Origin of the sequence: Leucobacter aridicollis (genome assembly GCF_024399335.1) — a bacterium.
GTDB classification, from domain to species: domain Bacteria; phylum Actinomycetota; class Actinomycetes; order Actinomycetales; family Microbacteriaceae; genus Leucobacter; species Leucobacter aridicollis_A.
Genome location: NZ_CP075339.1, coordinates 1,192,667 through 1,208,162 on the forward strand (window position 1 = coordinate 1,192,667; position 15,496 = coordinate 1,208,162).

Below are 15,496 nucleotides of genomic sequence, written 5' to 3' on the forward strand. Positions count from 1 at the left end.
GTCGTAACTTGGGATCGGCCACAGCTCGTATCCCTGGGATCGGCAGTTGGTATTGCGCAACCGTGAGACGCAGGCATATGAACTGCAGATCCCAGGTGATAGGACGGACCACCCCCGGCAAACTAGTGCACGGAGAAGCCGCCGTCGACTGCGAGCGACTGGCCTGTGATGTACGCGGCGGCGGGACTCGCGAGGAAGACTGCCGCGCCAGCGAAGTCCTCGGGAAGTCCGTTGCGCCCGACAAGCGTGCGAGCGGCAAGTGCCGCGACGACCTCCGGGTCCGAGCTCAGCCTGGTGTTCAGCGGGGTTTGCACAAACCCTGGGATGAGCGAGTTCGCGGTCACTCCGCCCGCCGACCACGCCTCGGCCTGCGACCGTGCGAGCCCCTCTACGGCCGCCTTGGACACCCCGTACGCACCGCTTGAGGCGAATGGTCTGTGTGCCTGCTGCGAGCTGATGTGGATGAAGCGGCCGTAGCCGCGTTGAAGCATCGCCGGGGCGAGCCGCTGGCCGAGTACGAAAGGAGCTTCGAGGTTCACTGCCATTGTCGTGTCCCACTCGGGCTCGGTCAGCTCGCCAAGCGGTGGCCGGATGTTCACGCCAGCCGAGTTCACGACGATATCTACGTGACCGTGCCCCTCAAGTACGGCGTCAGCGAGCGCATGCGCGCCAGCCCGGTTCGTCAGGTCGGCTCGCAGCCAGGACACCTCTCCGCCCGCAGCGCTGACGGCTTCGTTCGCCGTGACCTCGGCGGTGGTCCGCTCGAGCCCTTCGACGGTCCGTGCTGCGATGACGACGTGTGCGCCTGCGCCAGCCAGCGCTTCGGCAATCGCTCGGCCGATACCCGAGCTTCCGCCGGTGACAAGTGCTGTGCGGCCGGTCAGGCCGAAGAGATCGTGAAGAAGCATGGGGAGAGCTTACCGCCGGGCCTGGCGGGCGCGAGGTGTGGGGTTCGGCAATGCAATTGAGCCAGAAACGCGAGCGCGAGGCTCGTCGTGCGGGCCTCCACACATCTACACAGCGAGTAGACTGGGTGAGTGTTGAGACTCGCGGTTCTTATCTCAGGTGGCGGCAGCAACCTTCAGGCCCTCATCGAGGCGACGGCAGATCCTGATTTTCCAGCTGAGATCGTGTGCGTCGGCGCCGACACCGACGCTGCAGGCCTCGCGCACGCCGCGGCTGCCGCGATCCCGAGCTTTGTCGTTCGACCGGCCGACTACGCGAGCCGCGCCGACTGGGGGGCCGCGTTCGCGGCAGCGATCCAGGACTACGACGTTGACCTCGTGGTGAGCGCGGGCCTCATGCGTATTCTCCCGGCAGCGTTCGTGAACACCTTCTCGCCGCGGCTCATCAACACGCATCCGGCATTGCTGCCCCTGTTCCCGGGCGCGCACGCGGTGCGTGACGCACTCGCCGCTGGCGCAACCGAAACCGGCGTCACCGTGCACATCATCGATGAGGGCGTCGACACGGGCCCGGTGCTGCGACAGGCGGTCGTCGCCGTGCATGAGGGGGAGGCGGAGGCTGACCTTCACGAGCGCATCAAACAGGAGGAGCGACCACTGCTCGTCCGAACCGTCCGCGAGATCGCCGACGGGTCGCTCGACCTCGCCGCCGTCGCTGCCGCAGCCGCTGCGCCCACCCCGTAGCCACGACTTTTTAGCCCCCACACCGCACGAATTCAAGGAGCCCCATGGCAGTCCAGAGCCACGACCCGAGCCTGTACGAGCATCGCGACCTCATCGAGGTGAAGCGCGCGCTCATCTCTGTGAGCGACAAGACGAAGCTGCTCGATCTCGCCGCAGCGCTTGCCGCTGCCGGCGTCGAGATCGTGTCGACAGGGTCGACTGCCGCCACCATTCGCGAGGCTGGCCACGCAGTGACCGACGTTGCCGAGGTGACAGGGTTCGCTGAGGCACTCGACGGTCGCGTGAAGACGCTGCACCCGGCGGTGCACTCGGGCCTGCTCGCCGACCTGCGCCTCGCGGACCACCGCGCGCAGCTCGAGCAGCTCGGCTTCGCCCCGTTCGAGCTCGTCGTCGTGAACCTGTACCCGTTCGAGCAGACTGTCGCAGCAGGCAAGCCCGCCGCTGACATCGTCGAGAACGTCGATATTGGCGGCCCAGCGATGGTCCGTGCGACGGCGAAGAACCATGCGAATGCGGCGATCGTCGTCTCGCCCGGCCGCTACGACGAGGTCATCTCGGCGATTCAGGCCGGTGGCACGACCCTCGCGCTTCGCCGCTCGCTCGCGACCGAGGCATTCGTGCACACCGCGCAGTATGACGGTGCGGTCGCGAACTGGTTCCTCGACCAGCAGGACGCAGGCTGGGAGGATGCCCCCGCGGCAGCAGAACTCGAGGCCCCCGAAGAAGACGAGGTCGCGGCGATCTTCGCCACGAGCGAGGGTTACGTCGGCTACGAGGTGTTTGGCCTCCGCGAGTCGGTGCTGCGCTACGGCGAGAACAGCCACCAGCGTGCCGCACTGTTCAGCGAGAACGAGGGTGTGGGGATCGCCCAGGCGACCCAGCTGCACGGCAAGGAAATGTCGTACAACAACTATGTTGACGCCGACGCCGCGCTGCGGGCAGCGTTTGACCACGAGCGCCCCGCGGTCGCCATCATCAAGCACGCGAACCCGTGCGGCGTCGCTGTCGCCCCAGAGGGTGCAGCCGACCCGATCGCTGCCGCACACGAACTCGCGCACGCATGCGACCCTGTCTCCGCATTTGGTGGCGTAATCGCGGCCAACCGCGTCGTCACCGAGGGTATGGCCAAGACAGTCTCAGAGATTTTCACCGAGGTCATCATCGCGCCTGGCTTCGAGCCTGAAGCGCTGGCGATCCTCGCACAGAAGAAGAACGTGCGCTTGCTCGTGCTGCCTGAGGGGTACGCGCAGAACCCTGTCGAGCTGAAGCAGGTCTCCGGCGGCTTCCTGATCCAGGACGCCGACCGCCACTTCGCACCCGCAGCCGAGTGGACCCTCGCCGCCGGCGAGGCAGCCGACCCAGAGACGCTCGCGGAGCTCGAGTTCGCGTGGCGAGCGTGCCGCGCAGTGAAGTCGAACGGCATTCTGCTCACGAACGGCGGCGCCTCGGTCGGCGTTGGCATGGGGCAGGTCAACCGTGTCGACTCGTGCCGCCTCGCGGTTTCTCGCGCCGGTGAGCGTGCCGCGGGCGCTGTCGCTGCGTCCGACGCCTTCTTCCCGTTCGCTGACGGCCTGCAGGTGCTGCTCGACGCCGGTGTTCGCGCCGTCGTTCAGCCGGGAGGTTCGGTTCGCGACGAAGAGGTCATCGCGGCGGCTCAGGCGGCCGGTGTGACGATGTACTTCACCGGTGAGCGGCACTTCTTCCACTAGACCCGCGCTTTGCCAGGCGGGCAGGAGAGATGAGCTCGACGCCCTGCCCGCTTGGCCTCACACGTTCCGGCCGTAGCGCCGACACCCACACACATTCGCAATTACACGGGAGGAATACACGATGGAAATTTTGAGAAACATCCTGCTGATCCTGCACATCGTTGGCTTCGCAGGCGTCGCTGGCGCGACGATCGCACAGTTGCCCAAGGTTAAGGAGGGCGTCGCCAAGGTATCGGGCGGCATCCTGCACAGCGCCTGGCTCATGCTTGCGACGGGCCTTGGCCTCGTCGGCATGATGTACGCAATGGGAGGCTCTCCGAACAACATGAAGATCGGCGTGAAGACGATCGTGCTCGTCGCGATCATCGTGCTCGCCCTGGTCTTCAAGAAGAAGGAGAACGTCTCGGGTGGCGTGCTTGGCGCGATCCTGGGGCTCTCGGTGCTGAACGTGGCGCTGGCTGTCGCTTGGTAACTGAGTAAGTCGTTCGCCGGGCGCCGGTGAACAGTTCAACGTCCCGCTGGTGGGCTGGGCGCGCAACGCAAGAGGCGGGGTGAGGATCAGATCCTCACCCCGCCTCTTGCGTTGCTCCTGAGCGATGCCGCCCGGCTGCGACCTACTCGGGGGCAGTGAACTCGGTCTTCTTGAGCGAGCCGATCTTCTTGCCCTCTTCATCGCTGAACGAGATCTTGTCGCCCTCGACGACGGCGGTCGATGCGCCAGTCAGCCACGTGTCGACGCCCTCACAGAACATCATCGTCGAAGCGAGCGGCCCGAATGTAACCTTGCCCTTTTCCTCGGTCCACGTGCCGTTAACGATGTTGCAGCCGTCAGTGCCGAAGGCCTTGCCGTCTGCGGTAAACGTCATTGCCGGTTCGCCGCGGGTATCGAGCGTTCCCCAGCTCGTATCGGCGACGGAGGCGCTGCCAGAGCATGCTGTCAGCACGAGCGCCGCAGCGCCGAGCAGGGCAGCTGCGGTCGCGCCGCGGAAGGTGCGTGAGCGGGTAACGGTGCGTGTGTTCGTCATGTGCTCAGCGTAACCTATCCGGTTCCAATCAGTGCATGGAATCGGCTGAGGGGTCGACTGTGGAATCGAGCGCTGCGCGGGCAGCCTCTGCGCCAGCTTCCTGCCTGAACGTATTACCCCTGGGCATCCTCGGGAATGCGCCTGCTGCGGAGTCTGAGGAGGAGCCAGACGGCGGTCAACGGTGCGACCAGTATCGGTGTGACCAGTATCGACGCGTGAGGGCCGGGGAGAAGCGGATTCGCCGAATCCTGCCCGCCCGCCACCGTGCTGAAGAGCCAGGAGAGGAGAGCCAGGATAAGCAACGCAAGTGGTGGGAAAATGATCGCCCAAACTTTCTCACTGATCCGCCAGAACCCACTTGTGGCAACGAGTACGCAGCCGACAAGCCAGCCAATGACTGGCAGCACGATGCCGCCTACTCCGAATGTGATGAGGCCTGCGACTGCATAGCCGCGGGTCTCCGAGAGGGCCCGTACCTGCGCCGGCTGAGGCGCTAGCTGTGTCGGGGCGGCGGAGCGAGATCCTGCCGCCTGGTCAGGCAAGGCAGCGGCTCCAACATGAGCCGGGGGAAGGTTTGTGCTGTAGCCGGCGAAAGGCGAGGCGCTGGTTCCCGGCCCCTCATCGCGCCCTGCGATCGCGGCGGCGCTGGCGACTTCAATGGGGTCCCCAAGTGCGGTGATCCGAGCGCGCAGTTCGTCACCTTCGAGGCAGGCGAGCTCTTCGCCCACCCCGGCGCGGAGTTCGACAGCTAGCCTGTGGGGCAGCCCGCCGATGGCTTCGTCGAGTGCTGCTAGATAGGCGGTTCGTTCATCGTCAGCTGTCAACGGAGTGTGCCGACGATCGTTCGTCGTGTCGTCGTTACTCATGATTCGAGCCCCTTCTCAAGTATCTCGGTGACGTTCTGCGTGAATGGCCCCCACTGGGTGCGGAAGGCCGCGAGGTGGGACTCGCCCTCCTGAGTGAGCCTGTAATACTTGCGCGTCGGGCCGCCCGACGGCGTTGCGACTCCGGCGTCGGGGGTCGGATCGGGTTCGCCATTGTCCTGCTGCTCGAACGTGACGATGAGGCCGCGGTCTCGCAGCCTCCCGAGTAGCGGGTAGAGCGTGCCGATGCTCGCGATGAGGCCGCGTTCAATCAGCGCGGAAGAAAGCTCCCAGCCGTACATCGGGCGCGCCGACAGGAAGCCGAGAACGCAGAATTCGACGACGCCCCTGCGCAGTTGCGTAGTGACGTCATCTATCATGTGACACAAGCTAGCATGCCTTGCAAGATAGCGTCAACGAGAGTGGTGCGTTTCGACGTCTCGACGTTGCGGCGGTTCGCCGTTTCGACGTCGCGGCGGTTCGGTCGTTCGGTGGTTCTGTGTGCCCGCCTGGCGGGCCCGAGTCTTACGGGCCTCAGTTTTTCTGTTCCACATCAAACTCCCTGGGAATTTGGCGCCCATAGGAAAAATTGAGGGCGGTGGGGCGTGGTGGACGCACGGACTAGCAGGCGGGGCACCGAGTAGCAGGCGGGGTCAGGAGTGGCCGGCCGGGGCCGAGAGCAGCCGCCGCCCCCTAAAACGGCAGTGCGGCCCACCCCTGAGGGGCGGGCCGCACGCATATTGAGTCCGGCCGGTGGGCGGACAGCGCCGCTATCCGCGGTACTGGCTGCCCCAGTCGCCCGACTGGCCTGCTGGCGAGATCGCCTGCGGGAGGCCGAGCGGGTTGTCATCGCGCAGCGCCTCGGGGAGGAACGCCTCAGGCGTGTTCTGGAACGCGACAGGACGCAGGAAGCGCTTGATGGCAGACGTGCCGACCGAGGTGCTTGCGTCGTTCGAAGTCGCCGGCCACGGGCCGCCGTGCTGCTGCGCGGGAGTGACTGCGACGCCTGTCGACCAGCCGTTGAACAGGACGCGGCCGACCTGCTTCGCGAGGGCCGCGACGAGTGCGCGGAGTTCGCCAACGTTTGCGGTCGTGCCTGACGCCTCATCGGCGCTCACGTGGATGGTGCCAGAGAGGTTGCCCTCGTAGAACTCGGGCATGAGTGCTGCGAGGTCGGTGCCCTCGGGGGTCTCCACGAGGATCGTGAGAGGCCCGAATGCCTCCTCTACGAGCTCCTGGTGGCCGGCGCGGAAGTCTGCGAGCGAGACCGAAACGACGGTGGGTGATGCCCAGCCGTGGCCCTCTTCGTCGAAGCGAACGCCGCCTGGGATGACAGCGGAGACGCCAGGGGCCGCGAGGATCGTGTCGCGACGCTCGTTGAAGCTCTGCGCGATCCGCGGGTCGAGGAGGCGGTGCTCGGGGAGTTCGTCCGCCGCGGCAGTTACGGCCGCGGGGAGAGCTGAGCCAGCAGGGATGAAGATGAAGCCAGGCTTCGTGCAGAGCTGGCCGGCCGAGCCAGCAACGCTCGTGATGAGGCCCGATGCGATCTCATCTGCGCGCTCGGCGATAGCCGCCGCGGTGATGAACACGGGGTTGACCGAGCCGAGCTCGCCGTAGAAGGGGATCGGGGTGGGCCGCGCGGCTGCGATGTCGGTGAGCAGGCGGCCGATGCCGATCGAGCCTGTAAACGAGCCCGCCTTGATCCGGGGGTCCTTGAGCACTGCAACGCCTGCCTCGCGGCCGTGGATGAGGTTGAACACGCCTTCTGGCGCGCCGACAGACGCGAGGGCCTCGCGCGCAACCTCCGCGGTCGCGTCTGAGAGCTCGGGGTGGCCTGAGTGGGCCTTCACGATGACCGGGCAGCCCGCCGCGAGGATCGATGCGGTGTCACCGCCAAGCACTGAGAAAGCGAAGGGGAAGTTCGACGCCGAGAAGTTGATGATCGGGCCGAGGGGCACGTGCGTGCGGCGAATGTCGGGGCGCGGTCCGAGGACGAACTCGGGGTCTGGGTAGTCGATGCGCGCGTCGAGGTACGACCCGTCCATGACGGTTTCCGAGAAGAGGCGGAGCTGCACTGCGGTGCGCGTTACTTCGCCGTTGAGGCGAGCCTCGGTGAGGCCGGTTTCGCGCATTGCGATCTCAACGAGGCGCGGCTTCGCTGCTTCGAGTGCGTCGCCGAGGGCGACGAGGATGCGTGCGCGGTCGGCGGGCGCGAGGGCCGCGTAGGCGGGCGCGGCGGCTGCGGCGCCGGCGACTACCGCTTCGAGCTCGGGGGTGAGAGTGCTCTCGGTCATCTATCGTTCCTTATGTGGTGAGGGATCGAGGCGCGCGATCGGTGCGCGCCAAGCAATCGTCATGTGACATTGTACAGGCTGGGGTGGGGCATGTCGCCCCTGACGCTACAGCGCCGGTTGTTGCTGGGTGATGCAGTGGATACCGCCACCGCGGGCGAAGAGCGGGCGCGCATCGATCGCCATCACCTCGCGGCCGGGGTACACGTCGCGGAGTACGCCGAGCGCGCGGTCATCCGCGGGGTCGGCGAAGGCGCACGCGAGCACGCCGCCGTTCACAACAAGATGGTTGATGTAGCTGTAGTCGACGAAGCCCTCGTCGTCGCGGAGCGTCTCTGGCGCAGGGAGGTCAACGATCTCGAACTGATCCGAGCGGTCGTCGCGGTAGCGCTCGACAACCTCGCGGTTCGCGCGCGCGATTGCGTGGTCTGGGTGGGACTCGGCGTCCTGGCGGTGCATGAGCAGCACGTCTGGCGTGGTGAAGGCCGCCAGAATGTCGGCGTGTCCGCGGGTGCCAAAGGTGTCATGATCGCGTGTGAGGCCCCGGGGAAGCCAGATCGCGCGGTCAGTGCCAATTGTGCGCGCGAGTTCAGCCTCAACCTGCTCCTTCGTCCAGCCAGGGTTTCGACCCGGATCGAGTTGCACGGTCTCGGTAAGTACGACGCGGCCAGTGCCGTCGACCTGGATCCCGCCACCCTCGTTCGTCATCTCAGAGTCGACGAGAGTTGCCCCCGCCGCCTCTGCGATGATTCGGCCGATGTGCTGATCCTTGTCCCACTCGGCCCAGTCTTGCCCGCCCCAGCCATTGAAACGGTAATTTACGGCCCCGAGCGTGCCGTCGTCGCCGAGAACAAAGCTCGGGCCGATGTCGCGCATCCAGGCATCATTCAGTGGGGCGACGAGGCGATCGATCTGACTCGACAAGTATCGGGAGGCGATCGCCTCGTCACCTGGGTTCACGACCACGGTGACTGCTTCAAACTCGCTCGCAGCATTCGCGACGGCGGCCCACGTCGTGCGAGCCGACTCGGCCTCCGCCTCGGTGTCGCCAAGCGTGTAGCCCGAGGTCGGCCATGCGAGCCAAATGCGCTCCTGCGTGTGGCCCTCGATTGGCATGCGCCATGTGGTCATCGGTGATCCCCCTGAATGAAGTACGAACTCGCGCTTAGTCGAACTTGAGCGCCTGCGTGAGCAGGGCTTCCTGCTCGACAGCGTGCACCTTCGCCGAGCCCGTTGAGGGCGCAGCCGACGCCGCACGCGAGACAACTCGAATGCGGTCGTTCGCCAGGTGCTTCGCGAGCACGAGCGAGATGAAGGGCCACGCACCCTGGTTCTCAGGCTCGTCCTGAACCCAGACGAGCTCGGCGTTCGGGTAGGTCGCGATGATGCGAGTAAGGTCGATGACCGGCATCGGGTAGTACTGCTCGACTCGCACAATTGCGACGCGGGAGTCGGGATTCTTCGCGAGCGCACCCTCGAGGTCGTAGTAGACCTTGCCGGAGGTGAGGATCACGCGCTGAACCGCATCGCGATCCTGCACGTTCGGGTCATCGATCACGGGCTTGAAGCTGCCCGTCGTGAAGTCCTCGACGCTCGAGGTCGCGCCACGCAGTCGCAGCATCGACTTCGGGGTGAAGACGATGAGCGGCTTGCGCGGACGGGCGTACGCCTGGCGGCGAAGCAGGTGGAAGTAGTTCGCGGGCGTCGACGGACGCGCGACGATCATGTTGTCTTCTGCACACAGCTGCAGGAAACGCTCGATGCGGGCCGACGAGTGGTCGGGGCCTTGGCCTTCGTAGCCGTGGGGGAGCAGCATGACGACGGACGACTGCTGGCCCCACTTCTGCTCGGCCGCGGCGACATACTCGTCGATGACTGCCTGCGCGGTGTTCACGAAGTCACCGAACTGCGCCTCCCACAGTACGAGTGCATCCTCACGCTGCAGCGAGTAGCCGTACTCGAATGCGAGCGCCGCGTACTCAGAGAGCAGCGAATCGTAGATCCAGAAGCGGGCCTGATCCTCGGAGAGGTTCAGGAGCGGCAGCCATTCCTGGCCGTTCGCCCGGTCGTGGAAGACTGCGTGGCGCTGCGTGAACGTACCGCGGCGGGCGTCCTGGCCAGCGAAGCGCACGGGGGTGCCCTCCATGAGCAGCGAACCGAGCGCGAGGAGCTCGCCGAAGCCCCAGTCGATTTCACCGGAGCGGCTCATCTCAACGCGCTTGGCAAGGAGCTGCTGCAGCTTGCGGTGCACGGTGAAGCCCTCAGGGGTGTTGCCGTGTGCGTCACCGATGCGGTGGATGACTTCCGTCGATACTGCGGTGTCGAGCACCTCGCCAGTCAGCTGACCGGGCTCTTCGCGCTCGGCGATGCCTGACTGATCGATCACGGGGATCGAGCCGGTCTGCGCGGCGTGTGTCTCCATGAACGCCTGCTCGAGGCGGTCTTGGAAGTCTTGCTTTGCAGTCTCGTATTGCTCCTGCGTGATATCGCCACGGCCGACGAGGCCCTCGGTGTAGAGGCGCCTCGTCGAGCGCTTCGCCTCGATCAGGTCAGTCATGAGCGGCTGGGTCATCGACGGGTCGTCGCCCTCGTTGTGCCCGCGGCGGCGGTAGCAGATGAGGTCGATGATGACGTCTTTATGGAACTTCTGACGGAACTCGTATGCGAGCTGCGCCACGCGCACGACAGACTCGGGGTCGTCGCCGTTCACGTGGAAGATCGGCGACTGGATCACCTTGCCGACATCTGACGAGTAGACACCCGTGCGGGAGTCGAGCGGCAGCGTCGTGAAGCCGACCTGGTTGTTGATGATGATGTGAATCGTGCCGCCGGTGCGGTAGCCGCGCAGCTGCGACATCTGGAGCGTCTCGTAGACGACGCCCTGACCAGCCATCGCTGCGTCGCCGTGAATGAGCAGCGGCAGCGTGGTGAACGAGCCGATCGGCTTGAGATCCTGCTTCGCGCGGACGATGCCCTCGAGCACACCGTTCACAGTCTCAAGGTGCGACGGGTTCGCGGCGAGGTGGATCGGGACCTGCGTGCCGTTCGGTGCCGTGAAGACGCCAGACGTGCCGAGGTGGTACTTCACGTCGCCCGAGCCTGTCTTCTGCGCGGTCCCCTCGAACTCGCGGAAGATCTGGCCGTACGTCTTCCCGGCGATGTTCGAGAGCACGTTCAGGCGGCCACGGTGCGCCATACCGATGTCGACAGAGTCCACGCCATCTTCTGCGGCGTCGATGAGCATCGCGTCGAGCAGCGGAATGACTGACTCGCCGCCCTCCAGGCTAAAGCGCTTCTGCCCGACGTACTTGGTCTGCAGGAATGTCTCGAAGGCTTCCGCCTCGTTGAGCTTCTCGAGGATGCGCATCTGCTCCTCGCTTGTCGGCTTCGCGTAGGTCACCTCGAGCTGGTCGCGCAACCAGATCCGCTCTTCCGGATCCTGGATGTGCATGTACTCGACGCCGATCTTTCGGCAGTAGGTGTCGCGGAGCACGCCGAGAATGTCGCGCAGCTTCATTGTCGGCTTGCCGCCGATGCCGCCGGTGACGAACTCGCGGTCGAGATCCCAGAACGTCAGTCCGTGGCTCTCGATCTCGAGGTCGGGGTGCGTGCGCTGCACGTACTCGAGCGGGTCGACGTCGGCCATGAGGTGGCCGCGCACGCGGAAGGCGTTGATGAGCTCCTGCACGCGCGCTGACTTGCCGATCGCGCCCGAGACGTCAACATGGATGTCTTTCGCCCACTGGATGGGCTTGTAGGGGATGCGGAGCGCCGCGAAGACGTCTTCGTAGAAGTTGTGCCCGCCGGCGAGGAGCTCGTGGACGTACTTCAGGAACTCGCCGGAGCCCGCGCCCTGGATGACGCGGTGGTCGTAGGTGCTCGTCAGGGTGATCGTCTTCGAGATGCCGAGGTTCGAGAGCACCTCTTCAGAAGCGCCCTGGAACTCTGCGGGGTACTCGAGCGCGCCAGCGCCGATGATCGAGCCCTGCCCGTTCATGAGGCGGGGGACCGAGTGCACGGTGCCGATGCCGCCCGGGTTTGTGAGCGAGATCGTGGTGCCCTGGAAGTCGCTCGCGGTGAGCTTGTTCTCGCGCGAGCGCTTCACGAGGTCTTCGTATGCCGCGAGGTACTCGTTAAAGTCGAGCGTCTCCGCGTACTTGATTGCGGGGACCATGAGCGAGCGGCTGCCATCTGCCTTCTGCACGTCGACGGCGATGCCGAGACCCACGTGTGCTGGCACGACGACGCCGGGCTTGCCGTCGACCTCGGTGTAGAAGACGTTCTGCGCCGGATGCGCCTTGAGTGCCTGGATGAGCGCCCAACCGATGAGGTGAGTGAACGACACCTTGCCGCCGCGGCTCCGGCGCAGGTGACTGTTGATCACGATGCGATTGTCGATGAGGAGCTTCGCGGGGACCGTGCGAACGCTCGTCGCTGTGGGAACAGTGAGGCTCGCGTCCATGTTCTTGGACAGAGTGCGCGCCATGCCCTTGAACACGCTGAACTCGTCGGTTGCCGTATCGTCTGCTGCCGCCTGCGGGGTGACGGGCGTCTTGCGCGGCGCGTCAGCAGGGATCGGGGCGGTGCGAGGCGCGACATTCGTGGTGCGGGCGGGCTGCGTTGCAGGCCCGGTGCCCGGCGCTGCGTGTGCCGCGACCGGCGTGGTGGAAGCCGTCGCAGGTGCCGACGGCGGTGCCGCGGGCGCTGACTGAGACTGAACTGCTGACTGAGTGGCCGCAAACTTCTCGAGCGTCGGCCACCAGGCCGGGTCTACCGAGTTCTTGTCGACGACGTACTGTTTGTACATCTCATCGACAAGCCAAGCGTTCGCACCAAAATCTTCTGCGGAACCATCCTGTGAGGTGGTTTCCGAGCGCTCTGCCAAAGCGACTTCCTCTCCCGTGAGTAATGTTGTCTCGTGCGAAAGTGCCGCTGTATCCGGCGGCACGACCCGCGATAACGGTTCGCCATCGCACACTGTATAAGCCTACGCCGTTCCCGCTCCGAAAACGCCAATCTCGCTGATAAAGTAGAGCAATCATGGAAGCGGACCCCCGAAGACCCTCAGACCCTCCGAGTATCAGCCGCGCAGAAGCGCGGACTTCGCCCAGGAATTCGGTTCTCGTATGAACGAGTGGCTGCAACTTTCTCTCGGCATTCTCCTCACGTTTGGAACAGGTGTGTTCGTCGCGGCGGAGTTCTCGCTCGTCGCGCTCGATAGGCAAGATCTCGAGCGGCGCCGGGGGAGCGGAGAACGCGGCCTCGACCGCGTCATTCGCGGGCTTTCCCACACGTCGACTCACCTGTCGAGCGCCCAGCTTGGCATCACGCTTACAACGCTGCTCGCCGGCTACCTGCTTGAACCAGTCATTAGCGGGGCCCTCGGCGGTCCGCTCACAGCGATCGGTCTGCCGCGGGAACTCCTCGGTGTCGTGACGGTTCCGGTGGCAGTTGCAGTCGCGACGATCTTTTCGATGATCGTTGGTGAACTTGTGCCGAAGAACTTCGCGATCTCGATGCCGCTCGCCACAGCGAAGCTCGTAATGCCGCTGCAGGCGGGCTTCACCGCGGTCTTTAAACCCGCGGTGAGGGTGCTGAACGGCAGTGCCAATGGGATTCTTCGCTGGATTGGTATCGAGCCGAAGGAGGAGCTCTCCGGCGCCCGCTCGGCCCAAGAGCTCTCGTCGCTCGTCCGCCACTCGGCGAGCGCTGGCTTGCTCGAAGCTGACACGGCGACGCTGCTCGACAGAACCCTGCACTTCGCAGAGCTCACTGCAGCGGACGTGATGACGCCCAGGCTGCGCATGGAGAGTATTCAGCGTCTGGAGCCTGCGCAGGCGGTGCTCGAACTGTCTGGGCGCACAGGGTTTTCGCGATTCCCGGTCATCGATGAGGATCGCGATGACGTCGTCGGGGTGGTTCACGTGAAGCAGGCCGTCGCGGTTCCGCGTCCGAAGCGCGCTGAGGTGCCTGTCGCGGCGTTGGCGGAGGAGTCACTCCGGGTGCCTGAGACGTTGCGGGTTGACCAGCTGCTTGAACAGCTGCGCGCCTCCGGCTATCAGGTCGCGATCGTCGTGGATGAATACGGTGGCACTGCGGGCCTTGTGACGCTTGAGGATCTCGTTGAGGAGATCATCGGTGAGGTCTCTGATGAGCACGATCGTTCTGCCGCCGGTGTGATTGGCACCGCGAACGAGATGACCTTCCCGGCTGACCTCAGGCCAGACGAGCTGCGCGAGCAGACAGGGATCGAGATTCCAGAATCTGACGACTATGACACTGCCGCAGGGTTCGTGCTGTTCCAACTCGGAGCCATTCCTCTGGTAGGCGACGAGGTCGAGCTGCCAGATGGCGCGACGCTTCGGGTGGAGCGGATGGACGGGAGACGCATTGCCAGGTTGCGGTTCTTCGCTGCGCCAGAGGATGAAGCTCTCGAGGAATCGGGCCACGGCGAAGGGGAACGCGCATGAGTGACTGGCTCGGAATTCTCTGGCTCGTGCTGCTGCTCGCCGCGAACGCCTTCTTTGTCGCCGCGGAGTTCGCGGTGATCTCGGCACGGCGGTCGCAGATCGAACCACGCGCGGAAGCTGGCTCTAAGAGCGCGAAGACAGCCTTGTTCGCGATGGAACATGCGACGCTGATGCTCGCGACGTGCCAGCTTGGTATTACGGTCTGCTCGCTCGTGATCCTGAACGTATCGGAGCCCGCGATCCACCACCTGCTCGCCGGTCCGCTTGAGTGGACAGGGATGAGTGTCGAGGTCGCTGGTATTACCGCGTTTGCACTGACGCTGCTTCTCGTTACCTACCTTCACGTTGTCTTCGGCGAGATGGTTCCGAAGAATGCCGCGTTCACCCTCCCTGATCGCGCCGTGCTGTTGCTTGCACCACCGCTCGTGGCGATCTCACGCGTGCTCCGTCCGATCATCACCGCGCTCAACGCGATCGCAAACGGCGTGCTTCGCATGTTCGGCGTCGAGCCGAAGTCTGAGACGACAAGCACGTTCACGCTTGAAGAGGTCGCGAGTATCGTCGACCACTCGCGTCGGGAGGGAGTGCTTGAGGATCGCTCTGGCGCGCTGACCGCGGCCTTCGAGTTCACCTCGAAGCGTGCAGGCGACGTGCTCGTGCCGATCGATAGGCTTGTTGTGCTCCCTCCGGGGTCGACCCCGGCCGACGTCGAGGCAGCGGTGGCCCGTCACGGGTTCTCGCGCTACCCGATCGTTGACGCCGAGGGCGCGCTCGTCGGCTACGCGCACATCAAGGACCTTGTGCGCATCGGCGAGAGCTGGATCAACGAGCCGATCCCGCCAAAGCGGGTGCGTGAGATTGTCACGATGCGCGTCGATTCGGAGCTTGAGGACGTGCTCTCGCACATGCAGCGTCGCGGCATTCACATGGCGCGTGTTGTCGATGCCCAAGGCGTCGAGCTCGGAGCCGTCTTCCTTGAAGACGTCATCGAGGAGCTCGTCGGCGAGATCCAGGATGCGACGAGGCGCCAACGCTACGAGGAATAGTTGGGTTGGCGTGTCGCCGGGGTGCGATACTTGACGCATGACACGGATGACTGGCCAGACGCTCGGACTCGGAAGTCTGCGGCTTGACGCCGCCTACTGCCTGATCCTTGGCGTGGCAGTCGCGGCGGCGGCAGGCAAGATCGCGGGAGTCATCGCGCTCCCGGAGTCGCTCTTGTTCGCGACCGGTGGCATCGTCGTCGTCTGGGCTGGTCTCGTGTTCTGGATGGCTGGGCGAGTCCCCATGAAGATCGCCTTGCGCGTCGTGATGGGAGTGAACATTGTCGCGACAGCGCTCGTTGCGGCTGCATCAGTCACTGCCGCAAGCTGGTTTGTCGTCGCCGTTGTGCTCGCGATTGCAATTGAGGTTGGGTTGTTTGCCGTCAGTCAGGCCGTGGCGATTCGCCGCCTCGCGGCCACTGACGCCGGGTCACGGCTCGCGTAAG

General features: G+C 65.2%; 13 protein-coding genes. 6 read left to right on the forward strand and 7 right to left on the reverse strand.

Annotated features, from left to right (window positions below; genetic code table 11):
* Window positions 1–122 precede the first annotated feature (122 nt).
* On the reverse strand, window positions 123–908 hold the full coding sequence (locus KI794_RS05390; protein WP_119281460.1) for an SDR family NAD(P)-dependent oxidoreductase: 786 nt from the start codon (window positions 906–908) through the stop codon (window positions 123–125).
* A gap of 129 nt (window positions 909–1,037) precedes the next feature.
* On the opposite strand from KI794_RS05390, the gene purN reads away from it, so the two are divergent.
* The 3 genes from purN (at window position 1,038) to KI794_RS05405 (ending at window position 3,830) form a co-directional block, all read left to right on the forward strand.
* Window positions 1,038–1,649, forward strand: a complete 612-nt coding sequence (gene purN / locus KI794_RS05395; protein ID WP_119281459.1) for a phosphoribosylglycinamide formyltransferase — start codon at window positions 1,038–1,040, stop codon at window positions 1,647–1,649.
* Window positions 1,650–1,693: 44 nt separating this feature from the next.
* Window positions 1,694–3,358, forward strand: coding sequence for a bifunctional phosphoribosylaminoimidazolecarboxamide formyltransferase/IMP cyclohydrolase (gene purH / locus KI794_RS05400; protein WP_255809393.1), 1,665 nt, complete (start codon window positions 1,694–1,696; stop codon window positions 3,356–3,358).
* 121 nt (window positions 3,359–3,479) lie between these two features.
* A complete protein-coding gene (locus tag KI794_RS05405; RefSeq protein WP_119281457.1) occupies window positions 3,480–3,830 on the forward strand; it encodes a hypothetical protein in 351 nt (116 codons plus the stop codon).
* 142 nt (window positions 3,831–3,972) lie between these two features.
* On the opposite strand, the gene KI794_RS05410 is transcribed toward KI794_RS05405, so the two are convergent.
* The 6 genes from KI794_RS05410 to KI794_RS05435 all read right to left on the reverse strand — a co-directional run bounded on the left by KI794_RS05410 (window position 3,973) and on the right by KI794_RS05435 (window position 12,344).
* Window positions 3,973–4,383 (reverse strand): META domain-containing protein, encoded by a 411-nt coding sequence (locus KI794_RS05410; protein ID WP_255809394.1) that lies wholly within the window; start codon window positions 4,381–4,383, stop codon window positions 3,973–3,975.
* A gap of 113 nt (window positions 4,384–4,496) precedes the next feature.
* Window positions 4,497–5,249: a hypothetical protein gene (locus KI794_RS05415; protein ID WP_255809395.1), complete on the reverse strand. Its 753-nt coding sequence runs from the start codon at window positions 5,247–5,249 to the stop codon at window positions 4,497–4,499.
* A complete protein-coding gene (locus KI794_RS05420; RefSeq protein WP_119281454.1) occupies window positions 5,246–5,626 on the reverse strand; it encodes a PadR family transcriptional regulator in 381 nt (126 codons plus the stop codon). The genes KI794_RS05415 and KI794_RS05420 overlap by 4 nt, the downstream gene beginning before the upstream one ends.
* Before the next feature lie 390 nt (window positions 5,627–6,016).
* Window positions 6,017–7,540, reverse strand: a complete 1,524-nt coding sequence (locus KI794_RS05425; protein WP_255809396.1) for an aldehyde dehydrogenase (NADP(+)) — start codon at window positions 7,538–7,540, stop codon at window positions 6,017–6,019.
* Window positions 7,541–7,645: 105 nt separating this feature from the next.
* A complete protein-coding gene (locus KI794_RS05430) occupies window positions 7,646–8,668 on the reverse strand; it encodes an agmatine deiminase family protein (RefSeq protein WP_255809397.1) in 1,023 nt (340 codons plus the stop codon).
* 34 nt (window positions 8,669–8,702) lie between these two features.
* Window positions 8,703–12,344: a multifunctional oxoglutarate decarboxylase/oxoglutarate dehydrogenase thiamine pyrophosphate-binding subunit/dihydrolipoyllysine-residue succinyltransferase subunit gene (locus tag KI794_RS05435; protein WP_370647877.1), complete on the reverse strand. Its 3,642-nt coding sequence runs from the start codon at window positions 12,342–12,344 to the stop codon at window positions 8,703–8,705.
* A gap of 319 nt (window positions 12,345–12,663) precedes the next feature.
* On the opposite strand from KI794_RS05435, the gene KI794_RS05440 reads away from it, so the two are divergent.
* From KI794_RS05440 to KI794_RS05450, 3 genes are read left to right on the forward strand one after another with little or no spacing between them, the layout of a single operon-like run.
* Window positions 12,664–14,007 (forward strand): hemolysin family protein, encoded by a 1,344-nt coding sequence (locus KI794_RS05440; RefSeq protein ID WP_119281450.1) that lies wholly within the window; start codon window positions 12,664–12,666, stop codon window positions 14,005–14,007.
* Window positions 14,004–15,053 (forward strand): hemolysin family protein, encoded by a 1,050-nt coding sequence (locus KI794_RS05445; protein ID WP_119281449.1) that lies wholly within the window; start codon window positions 14,004–14,006, stop codon window positions 15,051–15,053. Before KI794_RS05440 ends, KI794_RS05445 begins: the two co-directional genes overlap by 4 nt.
* A gap of 37 nt (window positions 15,054–15,090) precedes the next feature.
* Window positions 15,091–15,495, forward strand: a complete 405-nt coding sequence (locus tag KI794_RS05450; RefSeq protein ID WP_255809398.1) for a hypothetical protein — start codon at window positions 15,091–15,093, stop codon at window positions 15,493–15,495.
* Window position 15,496 lies beyond the last annotated feature (1 nt).